21 protein-coding genes and 2 pseudogenes are annotated in these 23,206 nt (G+C 72.9%); 13 read left to right on the top strand and 10 right to left on the bottom strand.

Features of this window, described 5'->3' with window-relative positions; genetic code table 11:
* Nucleotides 1-141 precede the first annotated feature (141 nt).
* Together AC067A_RS14090 and AC067A_RS14085 are read left to right on the top strand one after the other, a co-directional pair.
* A complete protein-coding gene (locus AC067A_RS14090; RefSeq protein ID WP_478619123.1) occupies nt 142-1,464 on the top strand; it encodes a methyltransferase domain-containing protein in 1,323 nt (440 codons plus the stop codon).
* The gene (locus AC067A_RS14085; protein ID WP_478619120.1) at nt 1,461-2,000 is read left to right on the top strand and encodes an NUDIX hydrolase; all 540 of its coding nucleotides are present in this window, start codon (nt 1,461-1,463) and stop codon (nt 1,998-2,000) included. The genes AC067A_RS14090 and AC067A_RS14085 overlap by 4 nt, the downstream gene beginning before the upstream one ends.
* 100 nt (nt 2,001-2,100) lie before the next feature.
* Here AC067A_RS14085 and AC067A_RS14080 read toward each other — a convergent pair whose 3' ends face one another.
* Entirely contained in the window at nt 2,101-2,250 is a 150-nt protein-coding gene (locus tag AC067A_RS14080) for a hypothetical protein (RefSeq protein WP_478619117.1), read from the bottom strand.
* A gap of 178 nt (nt 2,251-2,428) precedes the next feature.
* Between AC067A_RS14080 and AC067A_RS14075 the strand changes: the two genes are divergently transcribed.
* Nucleotides 2,429-3,163 (top strand): aspartate/glutamate racemase family protein, encoded by a 735-nt coding sequence (locus AC067A_RS14075; protein ID WP_478619614.1) that lies wholly within the window; start codon nt 2,429-2,431, stop codon nt 3,161-3,163.
* A gap of 65 nt (nt 3,164-3,228) precedes the next feature.
* The gene (locus AC067A_RS14070; RefSeq protein WP_478619114.1) at nt 3,229-3,570 is read left to right on the top strand and encodes a thioredoxin family protein; all 342 of its coding nucleotides are present in this window, start codon (nt 3,229-3,231) and stop codon (nt 3,568-3,570) included.
* Between the two features lie 142 nt (nt 3,571-3,712).
* Here AC067A_RS14070 and AC067A_RS14065 read toward each other — a convergent pair.
* From AC067A_RS14065 to AC067A_RS14055, 3 genes and pseudogenes are all read right to left on the bottom strand, one after another.
* Nucleotides 3,713-4,474: pseudogene (locus tag AC067A_RS14065) on the bottom strand (collagenase); the annotation flags it as partial.
* 259 nt (nt 4,475-4,733) lie between these two features.
* Nucleotides 4,734-4,985, bottom strand: coding sequence for a hypothetical protein (locus AC067A_RS14060; RefSeq protein ID WP_478619111.1), 252 nt, complete (start codon nt 4,983-4,985; stop codon nt 4,734-4,736).
* A gap of 186 nt (nt 4,986-5,171) precedes the next feature.
* Nucleotides 5,172-5,297, bottom strand: a pseudogene (locus tag AC067A_RS14055) (sugar phosphate isomerase/epimerase); the annotation flags it as partial.
* A gap of 75 nt (nt 5,298-5,372) precedes the next feature.
* On the opposite strand from AC067A_RS14055, the gene AC067A_RS14050 reads away from it, so the two are divergent.
* The 4 genes from AC067A_RS14050 to AC067A_RS14035 all read left to right on the top strand — a co-directional run bounded on the left by AC067A_RS14050 (nt 5,373) and on the right by AC067A_RS14035 (nt 9,851).
* On the top strand, nt 5,373-6,368 hold the full coding sequence (locus AC067A_RS14050; RefSeq protein WP_478619108.1) for a LacI family DNA-binding transcriptional regulator: 996 nt from the start codon (nt 5,373-5,375) through the stop codon (nt 6,366-6,368).
* Between the two features lie 373 nt (nt 6,369-6,741).
* A complete protein-coding gene (locus AC067A_RS14045) occupies nt 6,742-7,806 on the top strand; it encodes a Gfo/Idh/MocA family protein (protein ID WP_478619105.1) in 1,065 nt (354 codons plus the stop codon).
* Between the two features lie 161 nt (nt 7,807-7,967).
* Nucleotides 7,968-8,687: a hypothetical protein gene (locus AC067A_RS14040; RefSeq protein WP_478619102.1), complete on the top strand. Its 720-nt coding sequence runs from the start codon at nt 7,968-7,970 to the stop codon at nt 8,685-8,687.
* Nucleotides 8,688-8,735: 48 nt separating this feature from the next.
* The gene (locus AC067A_RS14035; protein ID WP_478619100.1) at nt 8,736-9,851 is read left to right on the top strand and encodes an AI-2E family transporter; all 1,116 of its coding nucleotides are present in this window, start codon (nt 8,736-8,738) and stop codon (nt 9,849-9,851) included.
* Nucleotides 9,852-9,887: 36 nt separating this feature from the next.
* Here AC067A_RS14035 and AC067A_RS14030 read toward each other — a convergent pair whose 3' ends face one another.
* From AC067A_RS14030 to AC067A_RS14015, 4 genes are all read right to left on the bottom strand, one after another.
* Nucleotides 9,888-10,454, bottom strand: a complete 567-nt coding sequence (locus AC067A_RS14030) for a GNAT family N-acetyltransferase (RefSeq protein WP_478619098.1) — start codon at nt 10,452-10,454, stop codon at nt 9,888-9,890.
* Between the two features lie 72 nt (nt 10,455-10,526).
* Nucleotides 10,527-11,210 (bottom strand): hypothetical protein, encoded by a 684-nt coding sequence (locus AC067A_RS14025; protein ID WP_478619095.1) that lies wholly within the window; start codon nt 11,208-11,210, stop codon nt 10,527-10,529.
* Nucleotides 11,211-11,372: 162 nt separating this feature from the next.
* Entirely contained in the window at nt 11,373-12,887 is a 1,515-nt protein-coding gene (locus AC067A_RS14020) for a DHA2 family efflux MFS transporter permease subunit (protein WP_478619093.1), read from the bottom strand.
* Between the two features lie 252 nt (nt 12,888-13,139).
* Complete coding sequence (locus AC067A_RS14015; RefSeq protein ID WP_478619090.1) at nt 13,140-13,907, bottom strand: alpha/beta fold hydrolase; 768 nt, start codon at nt 13,905-13,907, stop codon at nt 13,140-13,142.
* Between the two features lie 100 nt (nt 13,908-14,007).
* Here AC067A_RS14015 and AC067A_RS14010 point away from each other — a divergent pair, with 100 nt between their 5' ends.
* The 5 genes from AC067A_RS14010 (at nt 14,008) to AC067A_RS13990 (ending at nt 19,782) form a co-directional block, all read left to right on the top strand.
* Entirely contained in the window at nt 14,008-14,535 is a 528-nt protein-coding gene (locus AC067A_RS14010; RefSeq protein WP_478619088.1) for a PadR family transcriptional regulator, read from the top strand.
* Nucleotides 14,536-14,707: 172 nt separating this feature from the next.
* Nucleotides 14,708-16,228 carry an ABC transporter substrate-binding protein gene (locus tag AC067A_RS14005; RefSeq protein ID WP_478619086.1) on the top strand — a complete coding sequence of 507 codons (1,521 nt, stop codon included), beginning with the start codon at nt 14,708-14,710 and terminating at the stop codon, nt 16,226-16,228.
* Nucleotides 16,229-16,380: 152 nt separating this feature from the next.
* The gene (locus AC067A_RS14000) at nt 16,381-18,174 is read left to right on the top strand and encodes an ABC transporter permease subunit (RefSeq protein WP_478619611.1); all 1,794 of its coding nucleotides are present in this window, start codon (nt 16,381-16,383) and stop codon (nt 18,172-18,174) included.
* A complete protein-coding gene (locus tag AC067A_RS13995; RefSeq protein WP_478619083.1) occupies nt 18,155-19,111 on the top strand; it encodes an ABC transporter ATP-binding protein in 957 nt (318 codons plus the stop codon). The genes AC067A_RS14000 and AC067A_RS13995 overlap by 20 nt, the downstream gene beginning before the upstream one ends.
* Nucleotides 19,108-19,782 carry an ABC transporter ATP-binding protein gene (locus AC067A_RS13990; RefSeq protein WP_478619080.1) on the top strand — a complete coding sequence of 225 codons (675 nt, stop codon included), beginning with the start codon at nt 19,108-19,110 and terminating at the stop codon, nt 19,780-19,782. The genes AC067A_RS13995 and AC067A_RS13990 overlap by 4 nt, the downstream gene beginning before the upstream one ends.
* Before the next feature lie 119 nt (nt 19,783-19,901).
* On the opposite strand, the gene AC067A_RS13985 is transcribed toward AC067A_RS13990, so the two are convergent.
* Together AC067A_RS13985 and AC067A_RS13980 are read right to left on the bottom strand one after the other, a co-directional pair.
* Nucleotides 19,902-21,368 (bottom strand): extracellular catalytic domain type 2 short-chain-length polyhydroxyalkanoate depolymerase, encoded by a 1,467-nt coding sequence (locus AC067A_RS13985; protein WP_478619077.1) that lies wholly within the window; start codon nt 21,366-21,368, stop codon nt 19,902-19,904.
* 236 nt (nt 21,369-21,604) lie between these two features.
* On the bottom strand, nt 21,605-23,020 hold the full coding sequence (locus tag AC067A_RS13980; protein WP_478619075.1) for a cytochrome P450: 1,416 nt from the start codon (nt 23,018-23,020) through the stop codon (nt 21,605-21,607).
* Nucleotides 23,021-23,206: the final 186 nt, after the last annotated feature.

Genomic DNA, 23,206 nt, shown 5'->3' with positions numbered 1-23,206 from the left:
GCGCCCGCCGTCTCCTGGCCGGGCTCGCCGGCTCCCCCGCTCCCCCGCGGCCCCTGACGCCGGCCGTGGCCGTGGACACGGTGGCACCGGCACGACCCTCAGCACCTCCCCGTTCCCTCTCGCTTAAGGAGGACGATCGTCATGAGCAGTGACCTGTCCAGGGTCTCCGCCGATCCGGACAGCAGGCGCGCCGCGCTGGTCCAGGGCCTCGAAGCCGACGGTGTGCTCCAGGACCCGCGTCTGCGGGACGCTCTGCTGCGGGTGCGCAGGGAGGTTCTTCTTCCGCATGCTTATGTACGGGTCAGTGGCCCGGCGGCGGATCCGATCGACTGGCGCCTCCTCGACGGCCGCCATCCCGACGACCGGGAGGAATGGCTCGACCTGGTGTACGACGGTGACTCCGTCCTCCTCCAGCGGGACGGAGAACCCCTCGACGCGCTGGGGCGCGGGCCGGTCACGGGTGGCCACATGACCTCGATGTCCACCGGGCTCCCGGCCACCGTCAAGGCGCTGGAGACACTACGGCTCGCACCCGGGCAGCGGTTCCTGGATCTCGGGCCGGGCCCGGGCATCTCCCTCGCGCTCGCGGCCACCGTCGTCGGCCCCGGGAACGCCATCGGCGTCGAACAGGACCGGCACATGGCCGCGTTCGCGCAGAGGAACCTGGACCGGCTCGGGCTCGGCGTCCGGGTCGTGGCCGCCGACGCGCTCGACGGGCATGCGGCGTCGGCTCCGTACGACCGGGTCCATTCCGGGTTCGGGGTTCCCAGCGTCCCGGCAGCGTGGCTCGACCAACTCGCCCCGGGCGGACGGCTGGTGACGACGCTCGCCACCAGGACGCCCAGCTGGCCCGGGCAGGTGCTCGTCACTCGTACCCCGCGGGGCCGGTTCGAGGCCGTACTCCGGGGCGATCAGCGCGGTACCCGGCCCTTGCTCGGCTACCGGTGGCTGACCGCCGTCCACCACCGCCCCCGTGTCGAGGCCGACCCCGGCCGCCCGCGCACCACGCGGCTCGCGCCGCCGGATCGGGACGCGTACGGCTTCTGGCTCGCGGCCGCGTATCTCGCCGAGGGGCTCGTATGGGACTTCCAGGACGGGGCGATGAGGATCGTCGCGCCCGACGACGACTCCTGGGCCGTGCCCGGTCCCGGGGAGGGGGTGGTCCGTGTGCGGGGACGCCGGGACGTGTGGGCCGATCTCGAGGCCGTCCACGACCGGTGGGTACGCGCCGGGCGGCCGGACGTGTACCGGGTCGACATTCCCGATGGCGACGGACCGCAGCATGTCACCTCCGACGGCGGCGCGGATGCTCTGCGATGGGCGCTGCCCGCGCTCGCTGCCGCAGACCCCCCGAGCGCCGCACCGGCGCGACCACTGCCGGGGCGACCCGCCGAACGGACCGGGCCGGCGGGGGGCGCGGCGTTCCCCGTGCCGTCGGCACGGCGACCGGGAGGTGGGGCGTGAGCGGCGGCATGCGGCACACCGTGCCGGTGGACGTGCATGTGATCGCCGTCCGCGAGGGAGAGCGAGGGCCGGAGGTACTGCTGTCCCGGCGGGCCGGTGAGGTGTACGCGGCCGGTCTGTGGCACGCGCCGTCGGGCCACGTGGAGCGGGAGACCGTCGTCGCCGCCGTCGTACGCGAGACGCTCGAGGAGACGGGCCTCGTGGTGGAGCCGGCCGATGTGCGGGCGGCGGTCACGGTGCACCATCGGCCGCCCGGCGGGCGGGAACGGGTGGGCTTCTTCTTCGAGGTCCGTCGCTGGCGGGGCACCCCGGAGGTCATGGAACCGGACAAGTGCGACGCGATGGGGTGGTTCCCGTTCGACGCGTTGCCGGAGCCGATGGTCGCGTACTGCCGGGCCGGGCTCGACGCCTACCGGGCCGGCGCGCCGGTCGCGCTGCACTTCCTGGAGCCCGGCGATCCGATCGCCCATGAGCCCGGCCTCGACCGCAGCCTCCTCGTCCCCGCTCCGGAGGCCGGGAAGCGGGGACTTCGATGACCGGGTTCCTGCCGCTGGAGGAGTGGCGGCCGCTGATGCCGGTACGGGACTTCGCCCGGTTGGCCGCCTTCTCGGAGGCCCGCCGGTCCGGGGTGGCGGCTTACTTCGGCGACTGGGACTGGGATCCCGAGTCGAGTACGTCCGCCTCCTCAGTCTCGTCTCCGTCCTCGTCCTCCTCCTCACCCACGTCTACGTCTACGCCCTCCTCCAGCTCCACGTCCACGTAGTTCCACGTCCACGTAGCCTCCACGCCGACGTACCCTCCGCGTCGGCGTAGCCCCCCCCCGTCCACGTGGCCGCCATGTCCACCGCCACGGGCTTCCCCAAGTGAGGCTTATGTCAAACCGCCTGGCATGCTGAGTGCCTTATGGATGAGCGGTCGGGGCTTCCCGCCGCTACCGGCGGGAGTCGAGGCGAGGGGCGTGGCGGTGAAGACGATCGGGCTGATCGGCGGGATGAGCTGGGAGTCGACGGCGGAGTACTACAGGTTGGTGAACGAGTTCACGCGTGAGCGGCTCGGGGGGCTGCATTCGGCGCGGTGCGTGCTCTATTCGGTGGACTTCGCGGAGATCGAGCAACTGCAGGTCCAGGGACGGTGGGCGGAGGCCGGGGAGGTGCTGGCCGCGGCGGCTCGGGCACTGGAGGCGGCGGGGGCGGACATGGTGCTGATCTGCACGAACACCATGCACAAGGTGGCCGATCAGGTCGAAGGGGCGCTCTCCGTCCCGCTGCTGCACCTGGCGGACGCCACCGCGGAGGCGGTGCGCGCGTCGGGGCTGCGCCGCGTCGGGCTGCTGGGGACGGCGTTCACGATGGAGCAGGACTTCTACCGGGGCCGCCTCGAGGCCCGCGGGCTTGAGGTGCTGGTCCCCGATGCCGCCGGGCGGGGGGTCGTCCATCGGGTGATCTACGAGGAGCTGTGTCTGGGCATCGTGCGGGAGGAGTCACGCGGGGCGTACCGGGAGGTCATCGCGGGGCTGGTCGCCGGCGGCGCGGAGGGGATCATTCTGGGCTGTACCGAGATCGAGCTGCTCATCGGTGGCGGGGACAGTCCCGTCCCGGTCTTTCCCACCGCGCGCCTGCATGCCGAGGCCGCCGTGCGGGCGGCGCTGTCGTCGCCCGGGGGCGACGGTCCGCGGCCTCGCGTGCCGAGTGGTCCGTGACGGGGCCGGAGCGGTCGGCGGGAGATGATGGACGTGGACTGCGGAACGTGAGGTCAGGAGCTTTTATGTCAGCGAAGCGGGTTCACCAGCCCCGCGAGGACGCGGAGTTCGATTTCATCCTCAGGGTGAGCGAAGGCCCGGTGTTCGCGTACTTCACCGGGAGTTGGCCGAAGGCCGTCGAGCCCAGCAGGGTGATGGACCTCGTGGTGGGCGGTATCGCCGACGAGTACGCGGGTCGTCTGACGGCCGTCCGTGTCGACATCACGCGTCATCCGGCGGCGACCGAGCGGTACGGGATCGCCGGGGCCACGTCCTACGTGCTGCTGAGGGACGGCGAGGCGGTGGCTCAGGGCACGGGGCCCGCGAGCACGGTCGAGGTCCGGGCGTTCCTCGAGGAGCACCTCTGACGTCCGACCGTTCGTCGAAGGCCGAAGTCCCGCCCGTTTCCGAGAGGGCGGGACTTCGTCGTTCCGTCGGGGGCGGCCGGCGACCGCGACGCGGCGGACGGACGGCTCCGGCTGCCCCCGGCGGCGGGTGTACGGGTCAGGCGCCGGCGGCCACGGCCGTCAGCCAGGCGTTCCAGTCGGCCTCGTAGTCGAGCGCGGTGAGGTGGGAACGGGCGGCGGCCCAGTTGCCGGTGCGGTAGTGGCCGAGGACGGTGGCGACGTCGGCGGGGTGCCGCTCGACCATGTAGCGGGCGGCGAGGTAGCCCCAGTTGTAGGTGCGGTTGACGTCGCTGTTGGCGTAGGTGGTGTCGAAGAGGGTGCGCAGGGAGTAGGTGTGCCTGCCCGCTTCGGCGACGGCGTTGGCGTAGGTGAGGCCGCGGTAGGAGTAGGAGACGTATTCGGCGATGCCCTCACCCCACCAGACGGTGGGCGTGGTCTGGCCAGCGCCGAAGTCGCCGTACAGGTCGAAGCGGCCGTCGAGGTAGTGCGTGTACTCGTGGTTGAGGTTCCATATCTGCCAGCCGGGGCTCACGTCGGTGCGCTCGTAGCATATGAAGCGGGGCTGGTTGCCGGCCTTGGCCGGGTCGCCTTCCAGGTACATGCCGCCGTTGTCGGTGTCGATGCCGTAGATCCGGCCCGCGTACGTCTTGTAGTCGGCGCTGGAGTTGAAGACGTCGACCTCGAGGGTGGTGTTGTAGTCGTTCGCGACCGGCCCCGAGTCCTTGACGACGCCGTGGAAGTACGCGTCCTGGTTGGCCAGGCTCGCGCAGGTCGCCGCCAGTTGGGCGGCCGTCATCTCCTGGGCGCGTATGCGCAGCGACGGGCTGCAGTCGTGGACGATCGGCAGGATGCGCGATTCCAGCTTGCCGCCGGTGGCGCCGGTCGCTCCGGGAGCGCCCTTGGCGGTGCCGTGCGCCGGGCGCTGGCCGGGATCGGCGAAGACGTGGTCCGGCTTGGGGTCGGCCGGGGCCGCTTGGGCGGGGGTGGCCGCGAAGGCGGCGAGGAGCAGGGCGGTGACGAGCGCCTTGGTACGCACGATGCACTCCTGGGGAAGGGAGTAGAGGTCCCGTCGACGACGGGCTGCGCAGTAAAATGGCACATGTCACATGTCTTTTCAATACTGTTCACAGAGGTCGGGGTGCGGGGGTCGCCCACAGCCGTCGGATCGTCAGCGCTTCGTCGGGGCAGGCGAGGAGGAACCGCTTGACCTCGGTGGTGTGGACGCGGTCGCGGGCGTGGGCGGCGCGGGAGCACAGCAGGAGGGGGCCGTCGGCGGGGTCGGCGGGGGAGCCGACCGCGGCGCATCCCTCCTGGAGGTGCTTGAGCGCCTCGTCGTGGTCCATGCCGGGTTCGGGGACGCCGCTCAAGAAGGACACCGCCTCGGCTTCCAGCCCGGCGGCGACATCGACGGCCCTGCGCAGGAAGCCGAGTCTGCGGGCGCGTCCTTCCGGTTCGCCGTCGAGCAGGGCGGGGGTGTGCTTGCGCCAGAAGTGGAGGACGTGGCGCCCTCCGGTCTCCGCGACGACGCCGAGGGCGGGGGCGGCGGGGTCGATGTCCTGCTACATCATGGGGGACGGGGCCCAGTTCAGACCGAACGAGGCCCGGTGGCCGATGGCGTCGAGGACCTTGCGGGTGGTCCAGTAGGCGTAGGCGATCTCGCTCGGACGGACTTCGAGCGCGAACCGGACGGGCAGGCGGTCAGGTGGGCCGGACATGCGCGTCGGGCAGACGGTCGCGTCGGGCACGGGAAAGGGAGACGCGAGATGGAACAGCAGCCGGTGACGATGAGCGACGTGGCTCGCGCCGCCGGGGTGTCGGTGACCACGGTCTCCTACGTCCTCAGCGGCAAGCGGCCCGTGGCGCCCGCCACGAGGGAGGCGGTCCAGGCCGCCGTGGCGCGGCTCGGATTCCGGCTGAACACGGTGGCCCAGAGCCTGCGTACCGGGCGGTCCAGCATGGTGGCGCTGATCATCCCGGACATCGCCAACCCGTTCTACGCCGAGCTGACCCGGGGCCTGCAGGACGCGCTGCGGCGGGAGCGCCTGCACGTCGTCGTCTGCAACACGAACGCGGATCGCGCGGAGGAGCTGTCCTACCTCGACGACGTGGTCAGGCGCCGACTCGACGGGGTCGTCATCACTCCGCAGTGGCTGGTGGCGGACGACCTCGGCCCGCTCCGGGCCGCGGGCATCCCGGTGGTGGTCAGCGCCGACAGCGAGCTGGCCGGTCTCGATCTGGTACGCGCGGACTCCCGCGAGGCGATCGACCACGCGGTCGGCCACCTCGCCGAGCGGGGGCACCGCCGACTGGGCATGGTCGCGGGACCGGCGGGCACACCGAACGGCGACCCGCGCCTGGCCCTCTACCGTGCCGCCGCCCGCCGGCACGGTCTGGAACTGCCGGCCGATCTCGTCGTCCGGGGGAAGCACACCCGCGAGGCCGGCGCCGCCGGCCTGCGCCGCATGATGTCCCGCGCGCATCCGCCGACCGCCGTCGCCTGCGTCAACGACCGCTCGGCCATCGGCGTACTGGAGGCGGCGGAGGACATGGGCCTGAGGATCCCGTCCGATCTGGCACTGATCGGCCATGACGACATCGAGGTCGCCTCGCTGACACGTCCCCGACTCTCCACGATCCGCTACCCCGCCTACGAGGTGGGATCCACCTGCGGACGTCTGCTCCTGGAGCGCCTGGACGGTCGCGCCGACCCCGTGCGGGTCGCCCTGTCCACCCGGTTCGTCCCGCGCGAATCGACCTGACCTCGGCCGGGGCCCGCTCTCGAGGTGCCCGGTCCGTTTCGGCCGCCAGGACGGTCACGGCCTCCCGCCGGTCGCCTCCGAGGACCTGATCCACGATGCGAGACAGGGGACTTGACAGCCTCCGGCGCTCTCGAACTACCGTAGCGCAATCGATTGCGCGGCGTGTCGGAGCAGTCGCGGGGGGCCCTTCGTCCGTCCCCGACCGCGGCGATCGAGACCACGTTTCTCCACGTGCCACCGCCCGGCGTCCCGACGGGTGGGGTGCCGGTCTCCGCGCCGTGTGCACGGAAGCCGAGGGACACGTACCGAGCGCCGGCGAGACGCCGTCGTAAGCCCGGCTCACCCGCTCCGCACCCGAACCGATGGGAAGTTCATGCCGCACGACCAGTCAGCCGAAGAGCACGGCACGGCCCGCATGGTGCTGCCCGCCCCGCGGACGCCCTCTCCCCGGGACGCTCCCGTCCTCAAGTGGGGTGTGGTCGCGCCGGGTTGGATCGCCACCTCCTTCGTCGAGGCGCTGCAGACCCACACCGACCAGAAGGTGGTGGCCGTCGGCTCGCGCGACGCCGGCCGTGCCCGTGCGTTCGCCGACCGCTTCGGCATCCCGTCGGCGTACGGCAGCTACGCCGAGCTGGTCGAGGACCGCGACGTGGACATCGTCTACGTCGCGTCCCCGCACTCGGGCCACTTCGAGCAGGCGATGCAGGCGATCGACGCGGGCCGGCACGTGCTCGTGGAGAAGGCGTTCACCCGCAACGCCCGCGAGGCCGAGCAGTTGATCGAGGCCGCCCGCAAGCGGGGGGTGTTCCTCATGGAGGCCATGTGGACGCGCTTCCTGCCCCACATCGACGTGGTCCGCCAGGTCCTCGCGTCGGGGCTGCTCGGCGAGGTGCACACCGTGATGGCCGACCACGGCCTCCCCGCCGAGCCCGACCCGACGCACCGTCTCTACGCCCCCGAACTGGCGGGCGGAGCGCTCCTCGACCTCGGCATCTACCCGGTCTCCTTCGCGTCGATGGTCCTCGGACCGTTCGCCTCGGTCACGGCGGTGGGAACCAAGGCCTTCACCGGGGTCGACGGCCAGGCGTCGATCGTCGTCACCGGCGGTTCCGGAGGGCACGGCGTCCTCAACACGACGATCTTCGCTCGTACGCCGACCACGGCCTCGGTCTCGGGAACGCACGCGCGCCTCGAGATCGACGGCCACTTCTACGGACCCGCCCAGGTCCGGCTGATCGGCCCGAACCACGAGCTCCTCGACACCTTCGTCCCCGACCCGCTCACCGGCGGCCTCTGCTACCAGGCCGCCGAAGCCGCCCGCTGCATCGGCTCCGGGCGGCTGGAGTCAGACCTGATGCCGCTCTCCGAGACGCTGGGGATCATGCGCGTCCTGGACGGCATCCGCCGCGACCTGGACGTGTCGTTCCCCGGCGAGTGAACCACCGGTGACGCGTGGTCGAGTCGCGCGACCTCACGGCGCGCGAGTCGACCCACCGGTGACGCGTGGTTCGGACGAGCGGCCCACCGCGACCGAGTCGCCCCCGTGCCGGACGGCCCCGTCCCCCACCCGGCCCCAAACTCGCCGTCCCCGCGGTCGCGTTGACGGAGAGCGCCGAACTGCTGCCGAACGCAGCCGGGCTGGCGCCGCGGATCGACTCCCGGCGGCCGCTGACCATGGAGGAGCTGGAGCAGGACTTCGGCTTCGTCCTGTACGAGACCACGCTGCCCCTCAAGGGCCCGGCGCTCCTGGAGATCGAACACGTCCGCGACCGCGCCCAGGTCTTCGTCGACGGACAACCCGTCGGCGTCCTGGAGCGCGAGAACCACCAGCACGCTCTGGCCTTCACGGCCCCCCGGGCGGGCAGCACGCTGTCGATCCTCGTCGAGAACCAGGGCCGGGTGAACTACGGCGAGGGCATCCACGACCGCAAGGGCCTGCTCGGGCAGGTCCTTCTCGACGGGGTCGAGCCGACGGCCTGGACGAACCGTCCCCTGCCGCTCACCACGACGGCGGACGTCCCCTTCGCCGCCACCGCGACGACTCCGGTGGGCCCCGCCTTCCACCGGGGTACCTTCGAGGTGACCAAGCCCGCCGACACCCACCTCCACCTCGACGGCTTCACCCAGGGCAACGCCCGGATCAACGGCTTCCCGCTCGACCGGTACTGGTCCCGCGGCCCGCAGCGGTCGCTGTACGTCCCGGCCCCGGTGCTGCGCGCCGGCACCAACGTGATCGTCGTCCTGGAACTCCACGCCGGCCCCCGTGCCCGTACGGTCGAGCTCCGTTCCACCGCCGACCTCGGCCCCACGGAGGAGTAGGAGCACCCGACGGCACCGTGCCCGCCCGGGGTTCATAGGGTGGTCCCCATGTCTGCCACCTTGCGTTCCACGAAAGCCACCGCCGCGCTGCGTACGGCGGCTCGCGTGTCCGTCGAGTCGTTGTCGGTCCTGCTGATGGCCGGGGTGACCCTATGGATCGTGGGCCGCATGTGGTCGGTGGTCTGGCCGCTCGTCGTCGCGCTGTTCCTCACGACCCTGACCTGGCCGCTGACGCGCTTCCTGCGGCGGCACGGCTGGCCGCCGGCCTTGGCCGCGGGCGTCGTCACGGTCTCCTTCCTGCTCCTCGTCGCCGGTGTCGTCGCGCTCATCGCGGTACCGGTCGCGTCTCAGTCCGGGGAGCTCTCCAAGGGTGTGGTCGAGGGAATCGCGCGACTGCGCGAGTGGGCTGCCGGGCCGCCGCTGAACATCGGCGACGACGAGATCTCCGGTGCCCTGGACACGGCCATGGCCCGTGTCCAGGACAGCATCGGCAGCATGGTCACCGCGGTCGCGACCGGGGTGGGCACGGTGTTCAACGGCGTCGTCACGGCCTTCCTGGCCCTCTTCCTGATGTTCTTCTTCCTGAAGGACGGCCCCCGGTTCCTGCCGTGGCTCACCCGCCAGCTCCCCGGTCGGCTCGCCGTCGACGTCCCGGTGGTGGCGGAGCGGAGCTGGGACACCCTGGGCGCGTTCGTGCGCAGCCAGGCGTTCGTCGGTCTCCTCGACGCCGTGTGCATCGGCGTGGGTCTGTGGATCCTCGACATCCCGCTGGTCCTGCCCCTGGCGGTGCTGACCTTCGTCTCCGCGTTCGTACCGATCATCGGCGCCCTGTTCGCCGGCTTCGTGGCGGTCCTCATCGCGCTCGTGTCGAACGGCCTCACCGACGCGCTGATCGTCCTGGCGATCATCGTCGTGGTGCAGCAGCTGGAGGGGAACGTCTTCCAGCCCATGATCCAGAGTCGCGGCCTCGGCCTGCCCGCGGCCGTCGTCCTGCTGGCGGTGACGCTGGGCGGCAGCCTCGCCGGCATCGTGGGCAGCCTGCTCGCCGTCCCCCTGGCCGCCGTCATCGCGGTCTTCTGGAACTACCTGCGCGACCAGCTCAGCGACGAGGACCCGGACGAGGCGCCGGTCCCCGAGGCCGCCTCCGCCCCGGTGACGTCCTGACCGGAGGCGAGCCGCCCGCGCGCCGGGGCGGTGACCTCAGCGCAGGTCGAGTCGCATGAGGACCCTGGGGTGTCCGGCCGGCACCGAGGTGGTGTCGGCCGCGTGGGTGAAGCCCGCGCGCTCGAAGTCCTTCCGGATCCCGGCGTACGCCATCGTCGTGTCCACTTTGGCGTCCCCGTTGTCCAGGGGGTAGGCCTCGATCGCCGGGGCGCCGTGGGAGCGGGCGAACTCCGCCGCCCCGGCGATCAGGGCGTGCGAGACCCCCTGCTTGCGATGGCCGGGGCGTACGCGGACGCACCACAGGGACCACACCGGCAGTTCGTCGACGTGCGGGATGGTGCGGCTGCGGGCGAAGGACGTGTCCGCGCGCGGTGCCACGGCGGCCCAGCCGACCGGCTCGTCGCCGTCGTAGGCGATCGCTCCCGGAGGGGGCTGCCTGCGGCACAGTTCGCCGACGTGCTCGCCACGGGCCGGCCCCCGGAGTTCCTTGTTGAGCTTGGCGGGGATCCGGTAGCTCAGGCACCAGCAGACGTCGGCGCCAGGAGACTTCGGCCCCAGCAGGGCACGGACGTCCTCGAACACCGATGCCGGGCGGACTTCCAAGGTCGTGCCTCCACGATGCCACGAAGGACGACGGTGCCGCCCGGCCGTCGGCGAGGTCCGCCGTTCGGGGCCCTACCGGTGCCGCGCCGGCCCGAAGGCGGGCGGCCTCTGGTCGTCGCCGGAGGGGCCGACGTCGCCGTCCTTCCACTCCGGGTCGTAGGCGCAGGGGACGCCGGCTCCGCCGGTGAAGTACTCCCGGTCCGCGTACCAGGTGAAGGACATCCGCTCGTCGCCGCCGTCGCGCTGGACGAACAACTCCCAGTCCCTGCCCTGCCCGCCTTCGCGGTAGGCCGTGATCTTCCAGTCGTGGTCCTCGAAGTACCGGTGCAGTCGGCGGAGTCCGGGCTCCGCCTGGTCGGCCGGCACGTGGTCCAGCGCCCAGCGGTGGCTCATCGAGTAGGCGCCGTCGACGGTCCTGTCCTCCAGCCCGAACAGGCCGCCGTCGTGGCAGAAGGCCGAGCCGAGGGTGTTCTGCGTGCTGACGCCGATGTCCTCGACCCCGGGTTCGATGGTGCGCTCGAACCCCAGGACGTCGTACGCCTCCTGGGACCGCTGGAGGGCGCGGTTCGCCATCTCCTCGGGTGCGGCCCGGGGGTAGTCCGTCGAGCCCGAAGCGCCCCAGGCCAGGGCGATGACCAGGACGAGTACGCCGGCGAGCGCGGCGCCCCCACATCCCAGGGTCGCGCGGAGGAAGGAGGAGGCCCGTGACCCCGTGGGGTCGGGGAGGGCGGTGTTCGGCGTGATCTCGTCGGGCATGCGGGGAGACTATGCGGCCCGGCGGGCGTGGCGGATGGGCGCGGAGACCGGGGTCGGAGTGGGTACGCGTACTCACTCCGACCCCGGACCGTCTCGTGCCCCGGAGGCGACGGCAGCGACCGGGACCGTGGTACGGGTCCCGGTCGGCCGTCCACCGGAGCGTCAGCTGGGCGCGCTCGCGGTCTTGCCGGTCGTGGTGCCGTCCTCGTCCTGGGCCTCGGGCGCGCCGGGCATCTGCGGAGTGGGCGGGGTGCGGACCAGCAGTGCGACCAGCACGGTGAGGGCGCCGAGTACGGCGCCGACGCCGAAGCCCCAGCGGATGCCCGTCGACAGGGCGCTGACGGGCTCCGCGCCCTCGCCGAGGGCGGTGGCCGTGTGCCCCGTCATGACGCTGATGACCAGGGCGGTGCCGGCGGCGGCCGCGACCTGCTGGAGCGAGCCGAGGATGGCGGAGCCGTGGGGGTAGAGGTGCGGGGGCAGCACGGACAGGCCGGAGGTGAAGATGGGGGTGAAGACGAACGCCATGCCGGCGCTGAGGGCCACGTGCACGGCGAGGATGACCCACGGCGAGGTCTTCTCGCCGGTGAGGGCGAACACCGCGAGGCACAGCGCCGTGAGGACGGCGCCGGGCACGACGAGGCGGGGTGCGCCGAAGCGGTCGTAGAGCTTGCCGACCTGCGGTCCGAGGAGACCCATGGTCAGGCCGCCGGGAATGAGCAGCAGTCCGGTCTGGAGCGAGGTGAGGTCGCAGACCTCCTGCAGGTAGATCGGCAGCAGGATGAACGCGCCCATGAGGCCCATGAAGGACAGGCACATCAGGGTGAGGCCCACGGAGAAGTGACGGAACGTCAGTGCACGCAGGTCGAGGAGCGGCGTGGACGTGCGCTGGAGGGCCAGCTGCCGCCACACGAACAGGGCCACGAACACGGCGCCGACGAGGGTGGTGACCGACGGGGGCACCGGGCCCTTCGCCGCGTCCCCGGCGCCGAGCTCGCTCAGGCCGTACACCAGGGCGCCGAACCCCGCCGCCGCCAGCGGGACGGACAGCCAGTCGATCGGGCCGGCCTGCGGCTCGCCGATGTTCACCAGCTTGCGGTGACCGAACAGGGCCATGGCGCCCGCGATGGGCAGCACGGCCAGGAACAGCAGGCGCCAGGGCCCCAGTTGCAGCAGCACGCCGGAGACCGCGGGGCCGAGGGCGGGCGCCACGGAGATGACGAGCGTGATGTTGCCCATGACACGACCGCGGTCGTGCGGGGGTACGAGGGTCATCAGGGTCGTCATGAGCAGCGGCATCATGACGGCGGTGCCGCTGGCCTGGATGACCCGAGCGGCCAGCAGCACCGGGAACGCGGGCGCGGCGGCCGCCAGTGCCGTACCGGCGAGGAACAGTGCCATGGCCAGGCCGAAGGCGGTCCTGGTCGTCACGCGCTGGAGGAACCATCCCGTCACCGGGATGACCACGGCCATCGTCAGCATGAAGGAGGTCGACAGCCATCCCGCGGCCGCCGCCGTGACCTCGAACTCCCGCATGAGTCGCGGAATCGCGTTGACCATGATCGTCTCGTTGAGCAGCACGACGAACGTCGACAGCACGAGGATCCGCAGCACGGCGGTGACGCGGGCAGGTGAGACTGTGGGTGTTGCGGTTGGTGCGAGCATGGTGCCTTCCGTCATCTGACTGTCCTCCGCACGTGGCAGGTCCCCCTGACAGACTGCGGCGCCGGGCAGAACTCATCGGTCTGTCGACGATCCTGTCGCTACCACCGCCCGTGCTCAAACGATTTTGCCGAACCGCGAGGGGTCCGGTGACGGTTCCCGCAAGCAGAGCCGTCGCCTCCGTTTCCGCCGAGGCGGCTTCACCTGTGTCGGGGCCCATGGCCGACGCGCCGAGGAACGTGGCAGGGCCGGGAGGTCGGACCCGGCTGTTCAGTCACGTCCTGTCAGTGCGGCGGCGGTTGCGCGGGCGAAGGCCTCGGGGTTGTCGAGCATGATGTTGTGGCCGCTGTCGGGGACGGGGACGAGGGTGACTCCCCCGTGGGTGAGCCGTTCACCGTCGGCCGGGGCGTCCGCCGCGGGGTGGAGGTAGGTGCGGGGCAGGGTGAGTTCGAGGAGGAGCTCGCGGGGCGTGGGGGTGCCGCAACGGGCGAGGTTCACGGCGCTGCGGTGCAGGGCTTCGCGGCCGGCGAGGCGCATGGTCGACCACCAGGCGGGGCCGACCCGCTCGCGGGTGCGCCGCCAGGCGTGGGTGAGGAACTCCTCCTCGGCGAACGTGTGGATGGCGCTGCTGCCCGGGGCGGGGACCGGTGGCGCCGGGTCCAGGGTGGCGTCGACCAGGACGAGTCGTGAGACGAGGTGCGGGTGGCGGGCGGCGAGGTGGATCGCCACGGTGCCGCCCATGCTGTGCCCGATGACCTCGGCGCCGGTCACCGAGGCGGCCGTGAGGGCCGCGGCCACGGCGTCGGCGTGGTCCTCGAGGGTGTAGGCGAAGGCGGTCGGGCGGTCGCTGACGCCGAAGCCGAGGAGGTCGAGCAGCAGTGAGCGGCGGCCGGTGAGCAGGGGGTGCGCGGCGGCGGCGGACCAGTACACCGGCGAACTGGCGCCCAGGCCGTGGAGGTAGACCCGGGCGGGCCCGCCGCCGGGTATCTCCACCCAGCGGATCAGGTCGTCGTTCGGGGTCACGGGGGCATGGCGCATGGCCGACTCCTCACTCGGGCATCAGGACGCCCGACCATACCTCGATGCCGAGGTATATCGGAAGCGAGACATAGGTCGGGGAATCTGAAAGCATGTCCGCATGCTCAAGCTCGCGATCCTCGGGTTCCTGTACGACCAGCCGCTCCACGGCTACGAACTGCGCCGCCACCTGGCCGCCCTCACCGGACACGTCCGCCCGATCAGCGACGGCACGCTCTATCCGGCGATCAAGCGCCTGGAAACCGACGGCCTGCTCACGCGCGAGACCGAACCGGGCACCGTCGCCGCACCCCGGCACACCCTCCACCTGACCCCGGCCGGGCGCACCGCGCTGTTGGCCCGGCTTCGCGCACCCGAGGACCTGGACATCAGCGACGAGAACCGCTGGTTCACCGTGCTCGCGTTCCTGCGCCACCTCGACGCCCCCGCCGACCAGGCGGCCGTACTGCGACGGCGACTCGCCTTCCTCGGCGAGCCCGCCAGCTTCTTCTACGAGGGCACCCGTCCCCTGCGCGCGGAGGACATCACCGACCCGTTCCGCAGCGGCGTCCTGCTCATCGCCCGTGCGACGTCACAGGCCGAGATCGCCTGGCTGCACGACACCCTCGCCGCACTCGAGACGGCCTGACCCGACAGACCGGGGCGCGACGCCCCCGCACTCCCGGCCCTTCCCGCGACTCCCCCACCCCGGGGCCCCCGCACGGCGACCTCACCCCGAGAGGCACTCACACCCCCCTTAATGAAAATGATTATCGTTCTGCTAGGGTCTGGATCCTCGTCCCCCACCCCTGAGGAATCCCGTGTCTCGCCGTCCCCCGCGCACCCACCGCCTCCGGCGCCCCACCCTCGCCGCCCTCTCCGCGATCACCGCGTCGACCCTGCTCGGCGGCTGCTTCGCCGCCGGCCCGGGGGACACGGAGGGAGGCGGTGGAGGCGGCGGGCGCCTACGGGTGGCGATGATGCAGCCGCCGCGGTCGGGGCTCTCGCCGCTGTCCGACGACGCCTTCAAGCTGTCGCGTTGGTCGACCGCCGAGACGCTGGTCCGGCTGGACGGCGACGGCGACGCCCTCCCGTGGCTCGCGACGGGTTGGCGACAGCGGGGACGGACCTGGACGTTCACCCTGCGGGAGGGCGTCACCTTCCACGACGGCAGTCCGCTCGCCGCCGACGACGTCGTCCGCTCGCTCGCCGCGGCCGCGACCGCCTCCCCGAAGCCCCGGATCCTCGACGGTCTCGACCTCACCGTGCGGACCGTCGGTTCGCACGCGGTCAGCGTGACCACCGCGCAGGACGACCCCCTCGTACCGCAGCGGCTCAGCTCGCCCCAGCTGTCGATCCTCGCCGCCAAGGCGTACCGGGGCGGGACCGTCGACCCCGTCGGCGCCGGAACCGGGCCGTTCGTCCTCGTTCGCGCCGACGGCACCGCTTCGGCGACTCTCGACCGGTACGACCGCTACTGGGGCGGGCGCGCCAAGGCGAGCGGCATCGACGTGCGCTATGTGCCCGACGGCACCGCCCGCGCCGCCGCGCTGCGCAGCGGCGAGGCGGACATCGTCGAGGCGGTGCCGGTGTCCCAGGCCGGGCTGCTGGACCGCCGCCTCGTCACCGAGGTCCCCATGCCCCGGACCAACACCCTGTACCTGAACACCGAGCGCGGCGCCTTCCGCGATCCGGCGCTGCGCGCGGCGGCCCGTACGGCCGTGGACGCCGGCGCCCTCGTCGCCGGCGTGTACGAGGGCCGGGCGGACGTCGCCGGCGGACTGCTCGGGCCGGCGCTGCCGTGGGCGGCGGAGCTGCGCCGGCCCGTACGGCGGCCGGCCCCCGCGGACCCGAAGGGTGCGGCGATCACCATCGGCACCTTCACCGACCGCGCCGAACTGCCGGAGGTCGCACAGCTCCTCCAACGGCAGCTGAGCGAGGCCGGGTTCAAGGTCGAGCTGGAGGTGCGGGAGTACGCGCACATCGAAGCCGACGCCCTGGCGGGGAAGTTCGACGCGTTCGTCCTGTCCCGGGCCACCGTCCTCGACTCCGGCGACCCCGCCGCCTACCTGTACAGCGATTTCGCGGGCTCGGGGTCCTTCAACATCTCCCGGCTCTCGGACCCCGCCGTCGACTCCGCGCTCGCCACCGCCGCCGCGACGGGAACAGGGACGGCCCGCAGGAAGGCCGTCGTCGCCGCCGAAGCCGCCGTACTCGCCACCGACGCGGCCGTGCCGCTGCTGCACGAGCGGGTGATCCAGGGAGACGCCGCCGGTGTCGTGGGCGCGGCCCACGACCCCCGCGAGCGTGAACTCGTCACCCTCGACACCTTCGTACGGTGAAGTCGCCCGTCCTGAGCCGCGAAGACGGCCGTACGGGCGTGGCCGCACCCGGCGGGGGCCGCCCGGTCGTCGACGTGCCGGAAGGACACCGCCCGCGTGCGGCGGAGGCCGTTCGGGCCGGAGTCGTACGGCTCGTCGCCACGGCGGCCGTCGTGGCCGCGGTCGGGCTGCTGCCGTGGCTGTCGGGCGAGGACCCGGCGCTCGCCCTGCTGCGGACCCGGTCCGCCGAGCAGGCGCCGACCGCCGAGGCGCTCTCCGCGATCCGCGCCGATCTCGGCCTGGACGCGGGCCCGGCGGGTCTGCTCGGCGGCTGGCTGACGCGACTGCTCCACGGCGACGTGGGAGTGTCGTGGGTGTCGGGCGCCGAGGTGCTGCCCTCCGTGGTGACGGGTCTCGGGGTGTCCCTGACGCTGATGGCCGCCGCGCTGGTGGTCGCGCTCGCCGTCGGGACGCTGCTCGCCGCCCCGGCCCTCGTGCGGGGCCGTGCCACGGGAGGTGCGGTGGCCGCGGTGCTCGCGGCGGTTCCCGAGTTCCTGCTCGCCGTGGTCCTCCTGCTCGGTGCGGGGGTGTGGCTGCGGTGGTTGCCCACGTCGGGCTGGACGGGTCCGTCGCACCTGGTGCTGCCGGCCCTGTCCCTCGGCGTCCCCGCCGGGGCGCTGCTCGGCCGGCTGGTCGCCGACGCGCTGCCGGCCGTACTCGGCGAGCGGTGGGTGGAGACCTGGCGGGGCGCGGGCGTCGGCAGATGGCGGATCACCGGTGCGGCGGCGCGGCGGGCGATGCCGGCGCTCGCCGGGCAGTTCGGCATGGTGGCGGTCGGTCTGACCGGCGGCGCGGTCGCCGTCGAGGCGGTGTTCGCGCTGCCGGGCATCGGCCGTACGGCGCTGGGCGCGGCCACGTCCCGGGATCTTCCGCTGCTCCAGGGGTGCGTCCTCGCCCTGCTCGGCACCGGTCTCGCCGTGGGAGCGGCGGCCTCGGTGGTACGGCGCCGGCTGCTCGGGCCCGCGTCACGCGAGGCCGTGCTGGGCCTGCCCGCGCCGCGTCGGCGGCGGGTCCGCCCCGCCGTGCCGGCGGCGCTCGCCGCGGTGCTGACGGCGGTCATCGGCTGGGGGCTCCTGCGGGATCCGTACGCGGTGGACGTGGCGGCCCGGCTGGCCGCTCCCTCGGGGTCGCTTCCGCTCGGTGCGGACGCGCTCGGCCGGGACGTACTCGCCCGGCTCGGGCACGGCGCGGCGGCCACGGTGGGCACGGCCGCGGCCGTGACGGCGGCCGGCTGGCTCGTCGCGCTCGTGCTCGGTTTCGTCCCCGGGGCGGCGGCGGGGCTCGCGGACGTCGCGAACGCGCTTCCGCCGGTGCTCACCGGGCTGCTGGTCGCGGCGGTGACGGGGCCGGGGAGCGGGGCGGCGGCACTCGCGGTGACGCTCGTGTCCTGGCCGCCGCTCGCGGCACACGCGTCGGCCCTGGTCCGCGAGACGCGGGCGTCCCACTTCCTGGTGGCGCAGCGGGCCATCGGCGCGGGACCCCTGTGGATCTGGACCCGGCACGTCCTGCCGTCGGTGGCCGGACCGGTCGCGCGGCACGCCGTGCTGCGGTTGCCCGGCATCGCGCTCGCGCTGGCGTCGCTCGGCTTCCTGGGGCTCGGGGCGCAGCCCCCGTCGCCCGAGTGGGGGCTGCTGCTCGACGAGTCGGCCCCTTACGTGGAGCGGGCGCCGGTCGCCGCGCTCTCTCCTGCGGTGGCCCTGGCGCTGCTCGCCGCCCTCGCCGTCTGTCTGTCGTCTCTCGGCGGGCCGGGTGGCCGCGGCCCGGCGCGCCCGAGCAAGCGTGCCGAGCCTCGCGAGCCCGGTCCGATCGGCAGGACACCCCCTCGCTCCGGTGCCCGCGCACGCGCCCGTCGCTGTCTCCTTCTCACGTCACGGAAAGCCCGTTCCCTTGTCTCTCTCCTCGACTGAGCCCCCCGCTCCCCTGCTCCGGGTGGACGGTCTGCGGATCGGCCTCGCCGGCGGCGAGCCCGTCCGGGGCGTCTCGTTCGACCTGCCCGCCGGCGGTGTGTTCGCCCTGGTGGGCGAGTCCGGTGCCGGCAAGTCCCTCACCGCGCGGGCCCTGCTCGGGATGGTCCCGCACGGGGCCGTGGTCCACGGTCGGGTGTTGCTGGACGGTGGCGCGGTCTCCCCGGCCGATCTCGGGCGTCGCCTCGCGTGGATTCCCCAGGACGCGATGTCGGCCCTGTCGCCCGTGCACCGCGTCGAGGACCAACTGGCCTTCGCCGTAAGGAGTGTGACGCGCGTGGGGCGCCGCGAGGCGCGGGAATGCGCGCGGCGCGCCCTCGCCGGCGTCGGTCTCGGACCGGAAGCGGCGGGTGCGTTCCCGCACGCCCTGTCGGGTGGCATGCGGCAGCGGGCGGTGATCGCGATGGCCCTGGTCAACCGGCCCGCTCTGGTCGTGGCCGACGAACCGACCACCGCGCTCGACCCGGGACGCCGGGAACTCGTCCTCACGCTGCTGCGGGAGCGCTGCGCCGCGACCGGGGCGGCGCTGCTGCTCATCAGCCACGACCTGGCGGCGATCCGGCGGCACGCCGACCGCGTGGCCGTCATGTACGCCGGGCGCATCACCGAACGGGGCCCGGCGGAGCTCGTACTGGAGCGTCCGGCCGCCCCGTACACGCGAGGGCTGCTCGCCTCGCTGCCCGGCCCCGGGCGGCCCCACCGCTCGCGGCTGCCCGTCCTCGCCGGGGCTCCGCCCCTCCCGGAGACGGAGGGTCCGGGTTGCCCCTTCGCGGCCCGCTGCCCGTACGCCGGTGAGCGATGCCGACGACACGAGCCGGAGCTGCGGACGGTCGACGGGCGGGACGTCGCCTGTCACCACCCCTTCGGGGAGGCGGCGTGAACCCGCTTCTGGACGTGCGCGACCTGGTCGTGGGCTACGGGGCGCGGACGGTCGTCGACCGGGTGTCCTTCACCGTCGGCTCCGGGGAGGCCGTCGGGCTGGTCGGCCCCTCGGGCTGCGGCAAGTCGACGACCGCTCAGGCGGTGCTGCGCCTGCTGCGTCCGCGCTCCGGGTCGGTGCGCTTCGCCGGCATCGAACTGACCGGTCTGCGCGAACGCGAACTCCGGCCTCTGCGCCCCCGGTTCCAACCGGTCTTCCAGGATCCGTACGCCGCTTTCAGCCCGCGCCACAGGGTCCGCCGCCAGATCGCGGAGCCGCTGCGCGTCCACGGACGCCGCCCGGACACCGGCGCCTCGGCCCGGGTCGACGAGCTGCTGGACCTCGTCGGCCTCTCACCCGCCCACGGGGAACGGTTCCCGCACGAGCTGTCCGGAGGCCAGTGCCAGCGGGCGGCCATCGCCCGCGCGCTGGCGACACGGCCCGATCTGCTCGTACTCGACGAGCCGACCTCCGCACTCGACCCGTCCCTGCGCGCGGGGATCCTCAACCTGCTCATGGACCTCCAAGACGGCCTGGGGCTCGGCTTCCTGCTCATCTCCCACGACCACGCCGCGGTCCGACACGTCAGCCACCGCGTCCTCACCCTCCGCGACGGAAGGCTCGTCCCCTGAGGCCACTCCCCCGGCACGCCCCGGCGCGCCGGTACCGTCCGGCAGCGGCCGCCGGTTCCCCGGCACCGGGAAGAGGCCTTGCCCGTGGGATCACGGGCAAGGCCTTGTCCCCGTAGGAGTCAGCACTTCACCCAGTAGCCCGGGGAGGTCTCCTTGATGGTGCTGGTGGCGAGGAGCGTCCACAGTCCGAGGTTCTGGTTCGAGCCGTTGGCGTAGGTGTAGCCGCCGGACTGGTGGGCCCGGCCGGCCTGCGTGTGGGCGTAGTTGCCGGCCGTCACGCACATCGCGGCCCCGGTGGTGGTGGCGTTGACGGGCGAGGTCCTGGCGCCGACGGTGCCGGAGGCGTCCACGGCGGCGACCGCGTAGGCGTAGGTGGTGCCGGCGGTCAGGCCGGAGTCGGTGTACGTGGTGGCGGTCACCGGGGCGCTGTTGACCTTGGTGCCGTCACGGAAGACGTTGTAGGAGGCGGCGCCCGAGACGGGGTTCCAGGACAGTGCGGCGCTGTCGCCCGTCGTGGCGGTGACGGCGAGCCCTGTCGGGGCGGGCAGTGCGGGGGCGCCCGCGGTGCCGGCGCCGAGCGCCCTGGCCATGTTCATCACGGCCGTCATCTGCGGGCCGCTCTTCTGCGCGTAGTCGGCCGACTTGTATCCCCACCAGTCCCAGCAGCCGCGCGGGTTGCCGGTCATGGTGGTGGCCTGGGGGTACAGGACGATCATGTTGTTCGTGTCGGCGTACTCGTTCAGATAGGCCTTGTCCATGAGGGCGTTGCCGACCAGACCGAAGTACTGGTAGCAGCCGTGCAGGGTGACCATCAGCTTGCAGGCCGCGCCGCTCCGGCAGGACTGGGGGACGTACGCGAAGCCCTCGTTGCCCATGCTGATCGCACCGGGGCTGCCGCCGGGGGCGTACGTGCTCTGGTCGAACCGGACCAGCCTGCCGGTCAGGGCCGAGGAACTCGCCGGTGCCACGCTGCCGAACAGGTGGGTCAGCATGTTCCGCACCGGGTCGCCGCCGCAGTTGTTGACGTACGGCGAGTCCGTGGAGGAGCAGGAGTTGGGGCCGATCGGGCTGACCCAGGCGTGGCCCGCGGCGGACGTGTCGTCGTAGACGACGTCGGCGCCGAAGTCGCGGTAGTAGGTGGCGAGGTCGTCGTTCACCGGAGCGTCGACGGTGCCGTCGTTGGTGCCGTGGAACAGCCACACCTTGTCGCCCGACAGGTTGCCGACCGGGTCGACCTTCCCCGCCGTGGCCCGCTCCCGGGTCAACTGTTCCAGCTGCGCCGGGGTCTTGCGGGCCATGAAGGTGTCCATACACGCGTACAAAGCCGTGTTGAGGTTGTTCTGCGCGCAGTCGTAGGCGCCCGCCGAGAAGATGCCCGCGCCCTTGAACACGTCCGAGTAGGCGACGTGCATCTGGTTCGCCATGAACCCGCCGGACGAGAGCCCGCTCACGTACGTCGCACTGATGTTGTACTGCTGGAGCGAGCCCTGCGTCGGCGCGGGAACCGCGGCGCTCGCACCGCCGACCGTCGTCGCGGCGACACCGACGGCCGCCAGAGCGGCCACGAGGAGCTTTCTGATCTTCATTCGCGTCTCCAGATGGGGGTGGGGATGCCGCCATCCTGGAGAGAGCGGGTCACTCCCGCCCACATGTCGTCCCACCACTTCCGGGCGTCGAAGTGTGGCGTGCGTTGCCATAGAGACGACAACTTCAGGACTGCACCCCATGTCGGGCACATGACTGCCAGGCGACCCCCGTGAAGGGCGCCGACCTGCACGCTCCCCGCCACGTCCCCGATTCGCCCTCGGCGCGAGACCGCTGCTCAGCGACCGGTTTCCGGACACCGCCCATCGCCGTCGCCGGCTTCCACGACCACCTCCAGCGGCGCCCTGAACGACAGCAGACCCAGCATCGGGGACTCCGCAGCCCCCTCCGCCAGGCGGATGCCGGGCAGACGCCGGGCTGCCGCCCGCAGGGCCACCGCCGCCTCCATCCGGGCCAGCGAAGCCCCGGGGCAGAGATGGCGGCCGGCCCCGAAGGCCAGATGCCGACGGACGTTCGCCCGCCCCGGACACATCCGCTCCGGCTCCGCGAAGACCCTGGGGTCCGAACCGCTCCCCATCAGCATCAGGAGCACCTGCGCACCCGCCGGCAGCTCCACCCCGCCCAGCCGCGTCGCCCGCGCGGTCACCCTCCGCCACGTGGTCACCGGCGGCTCACGCCGCAGCACCTCCTCCACCCACGCCTCCGCCGTCCCCTCCTCCTCGGCGGCACGCGCCCAGATCCCCGGCTCGTCCAGTGCCCTGCGGAGCACCGTCGCGATGAGCTGCCCCGTCGTGGACTGCCCCGCGATGAACACGAAGAAGCACGCGGCGACCGCCGTCCCGACGTCGAGCAGCGTGCCGTCCGGCAGGCGGTGCGCCGCCAGCGCTCCGACGAACGAGTCGGCCGGGGCGATGCCATCCCCCACGGTCGCGGTGAGCCACTGGTGGAACTCCGCGACGAGCTCCGCGAGTTCCAGCTGCCGCGCGAGCGAAGGCCTGCCCCAGAACAGCTCCAGCGCCGCGTCGCTCCACTCGATCAGGGTCGCGGGCTCGACACCGCGGATGCCCAGGAGTTCCATCAGCACCCGGCAGGGAAGTACCTGCGCGTACGAACGGAACAGGTCACGCCTTGCGGGACTCGCCCCGCTCCTCCCCACCTCGCCGAGCGCTTCGTCGAGCACCAGGCCCGACACCCCGCCCGATGTCTCACCCAGCGATTCGTCGAGCACCTCGTCGGCGATGCGCTCGACCACGTGCGTGGCCGCCGCGACCCGTCGCGCGTCGAAGAAACGCGCGACCACCCGGCGGAGCCCCGCGTGGCTCGGACTCCCGTTGTTGGCGAGCGCCGGCGGCAGGGTGAACCCGGCGCGCACCAGGATCCGCATGACCGCGATCGGCAGCGGCGTGACCGCGTTCTGCGCGTTGTCCGGCAGGAACGCGTCCGTGTCGAGCAGGACGCGGCCGATGTCCTCATGCCGACTGACCAACCACAACCCGGTAGCCGGGTCGTGGTGCACGGGCGCCTGTTCCCTCAGCAGGTCCAGCCACGGGTACGGGTCACGGACGAACGGTGCGCCGAACAGGTCGAGCAGCCCCAGCGGGTCCGTGCCGTCGAGAGCCGCCGGACCGGTCACCGGATCCTGACCAGGCTTTACTGCGACAATTTCGCGGGCGTCCGCCGTCGGAGGAATCACCGCCGGAAGCTAACACGCACGACGCGGGCCGCCGCCGCTGTGTGCGCGGCATCACGCGGATTCCGCCGTCGGCGGAGAAGCGGTGGTGGATCACCACAACGGAGGCCGACGCGAGTGGTCGGACGTCTACGAAGCGGTGGGGTCTCGGCGCGGGCGGCGAGGTCGCCGAGGCGGACGCCGGTGGCC

This window comes from Streptomyces sp. NPDC043176 (assembly GCF_056436715.1).
Note: the sequence above shows the minus strand (reverse complement) of the source record. Positions and strands in the feature narration are given on the sequence as shown.

Bases quoted from the DNA above. Each gene is read 5' to 3' on its own strand.
- AC067A_RS14090 (WP_478619123.1), top strand. From the start codon at position 142: ATGAGCAGTGACCTGTCCAGGGTCTCCGCCGATCCGGACAGCAGGCGC.
- AC067A_RS14070 (WP_478619114.1), top strand. From the start codon at position 3,229: ATGTCAGCGAAGCGGGTTCACCAGCCCCGCGAGGACGCGGAGTTCGAT.
- AC067A_RS14050 (WP_478619108.1), top strand. From the start codon at position 5,373: ATGGAACAGCAGCCGGTGACGATGAGCGACGTGGCTCGCGCCGCCGGG.
- AC067A_RS14045 (WP_478619105.1), top strand. From the start codon at position 6,742: ATGCCGCACGACCAGTCAGCCGAAGAGCACGGCACGGCCCGCATGGTG.
- AC067A_RS14035 (WP_478619100.1), top strand. From the start codon at position 8,736: ATGTCTGCCACCTTGCGTTCCACGAAAGCCACCGCCGCGCTGCGTACG.
- AC067A_RS14025 (WP_478619095.1), bottom strand. From the start codon at position 11,210: ATGCCCGACGAGATCACGCCGAACACCGCCCTCCCCGACCCCACGGGG.
- AC067A_RS14020 (WP_478619093.1), bottom strand. From the start codon at position 12,887: ATGACGGAAGGCACCATGCTCGCACCAACCGCAACACCCACAGTCTCA.
- AC067A_RS14015 (WP_478619090.1), bottom strand. From the start codon at position 13,907: ATGCGCCATGCCCCCGTGACCCCGAACGACGACCTGATCCGCTGGGTG.
- AC067A_RS14010 (WP_478619088.1), top strand. From the start codon at position 14,008: ATGCTCAAGCTCGCGATCCTCGGGTTCCTGTACGACCAGCCGCTCCAC.
- AC067A_RS13985 (WP_478619077.1), bottom strand. From the start codon at position 21,368: ATGAAGATCAGAAAGCTCCTCGTGGCCGCTCTGGCGGCCGTCGGTGTC.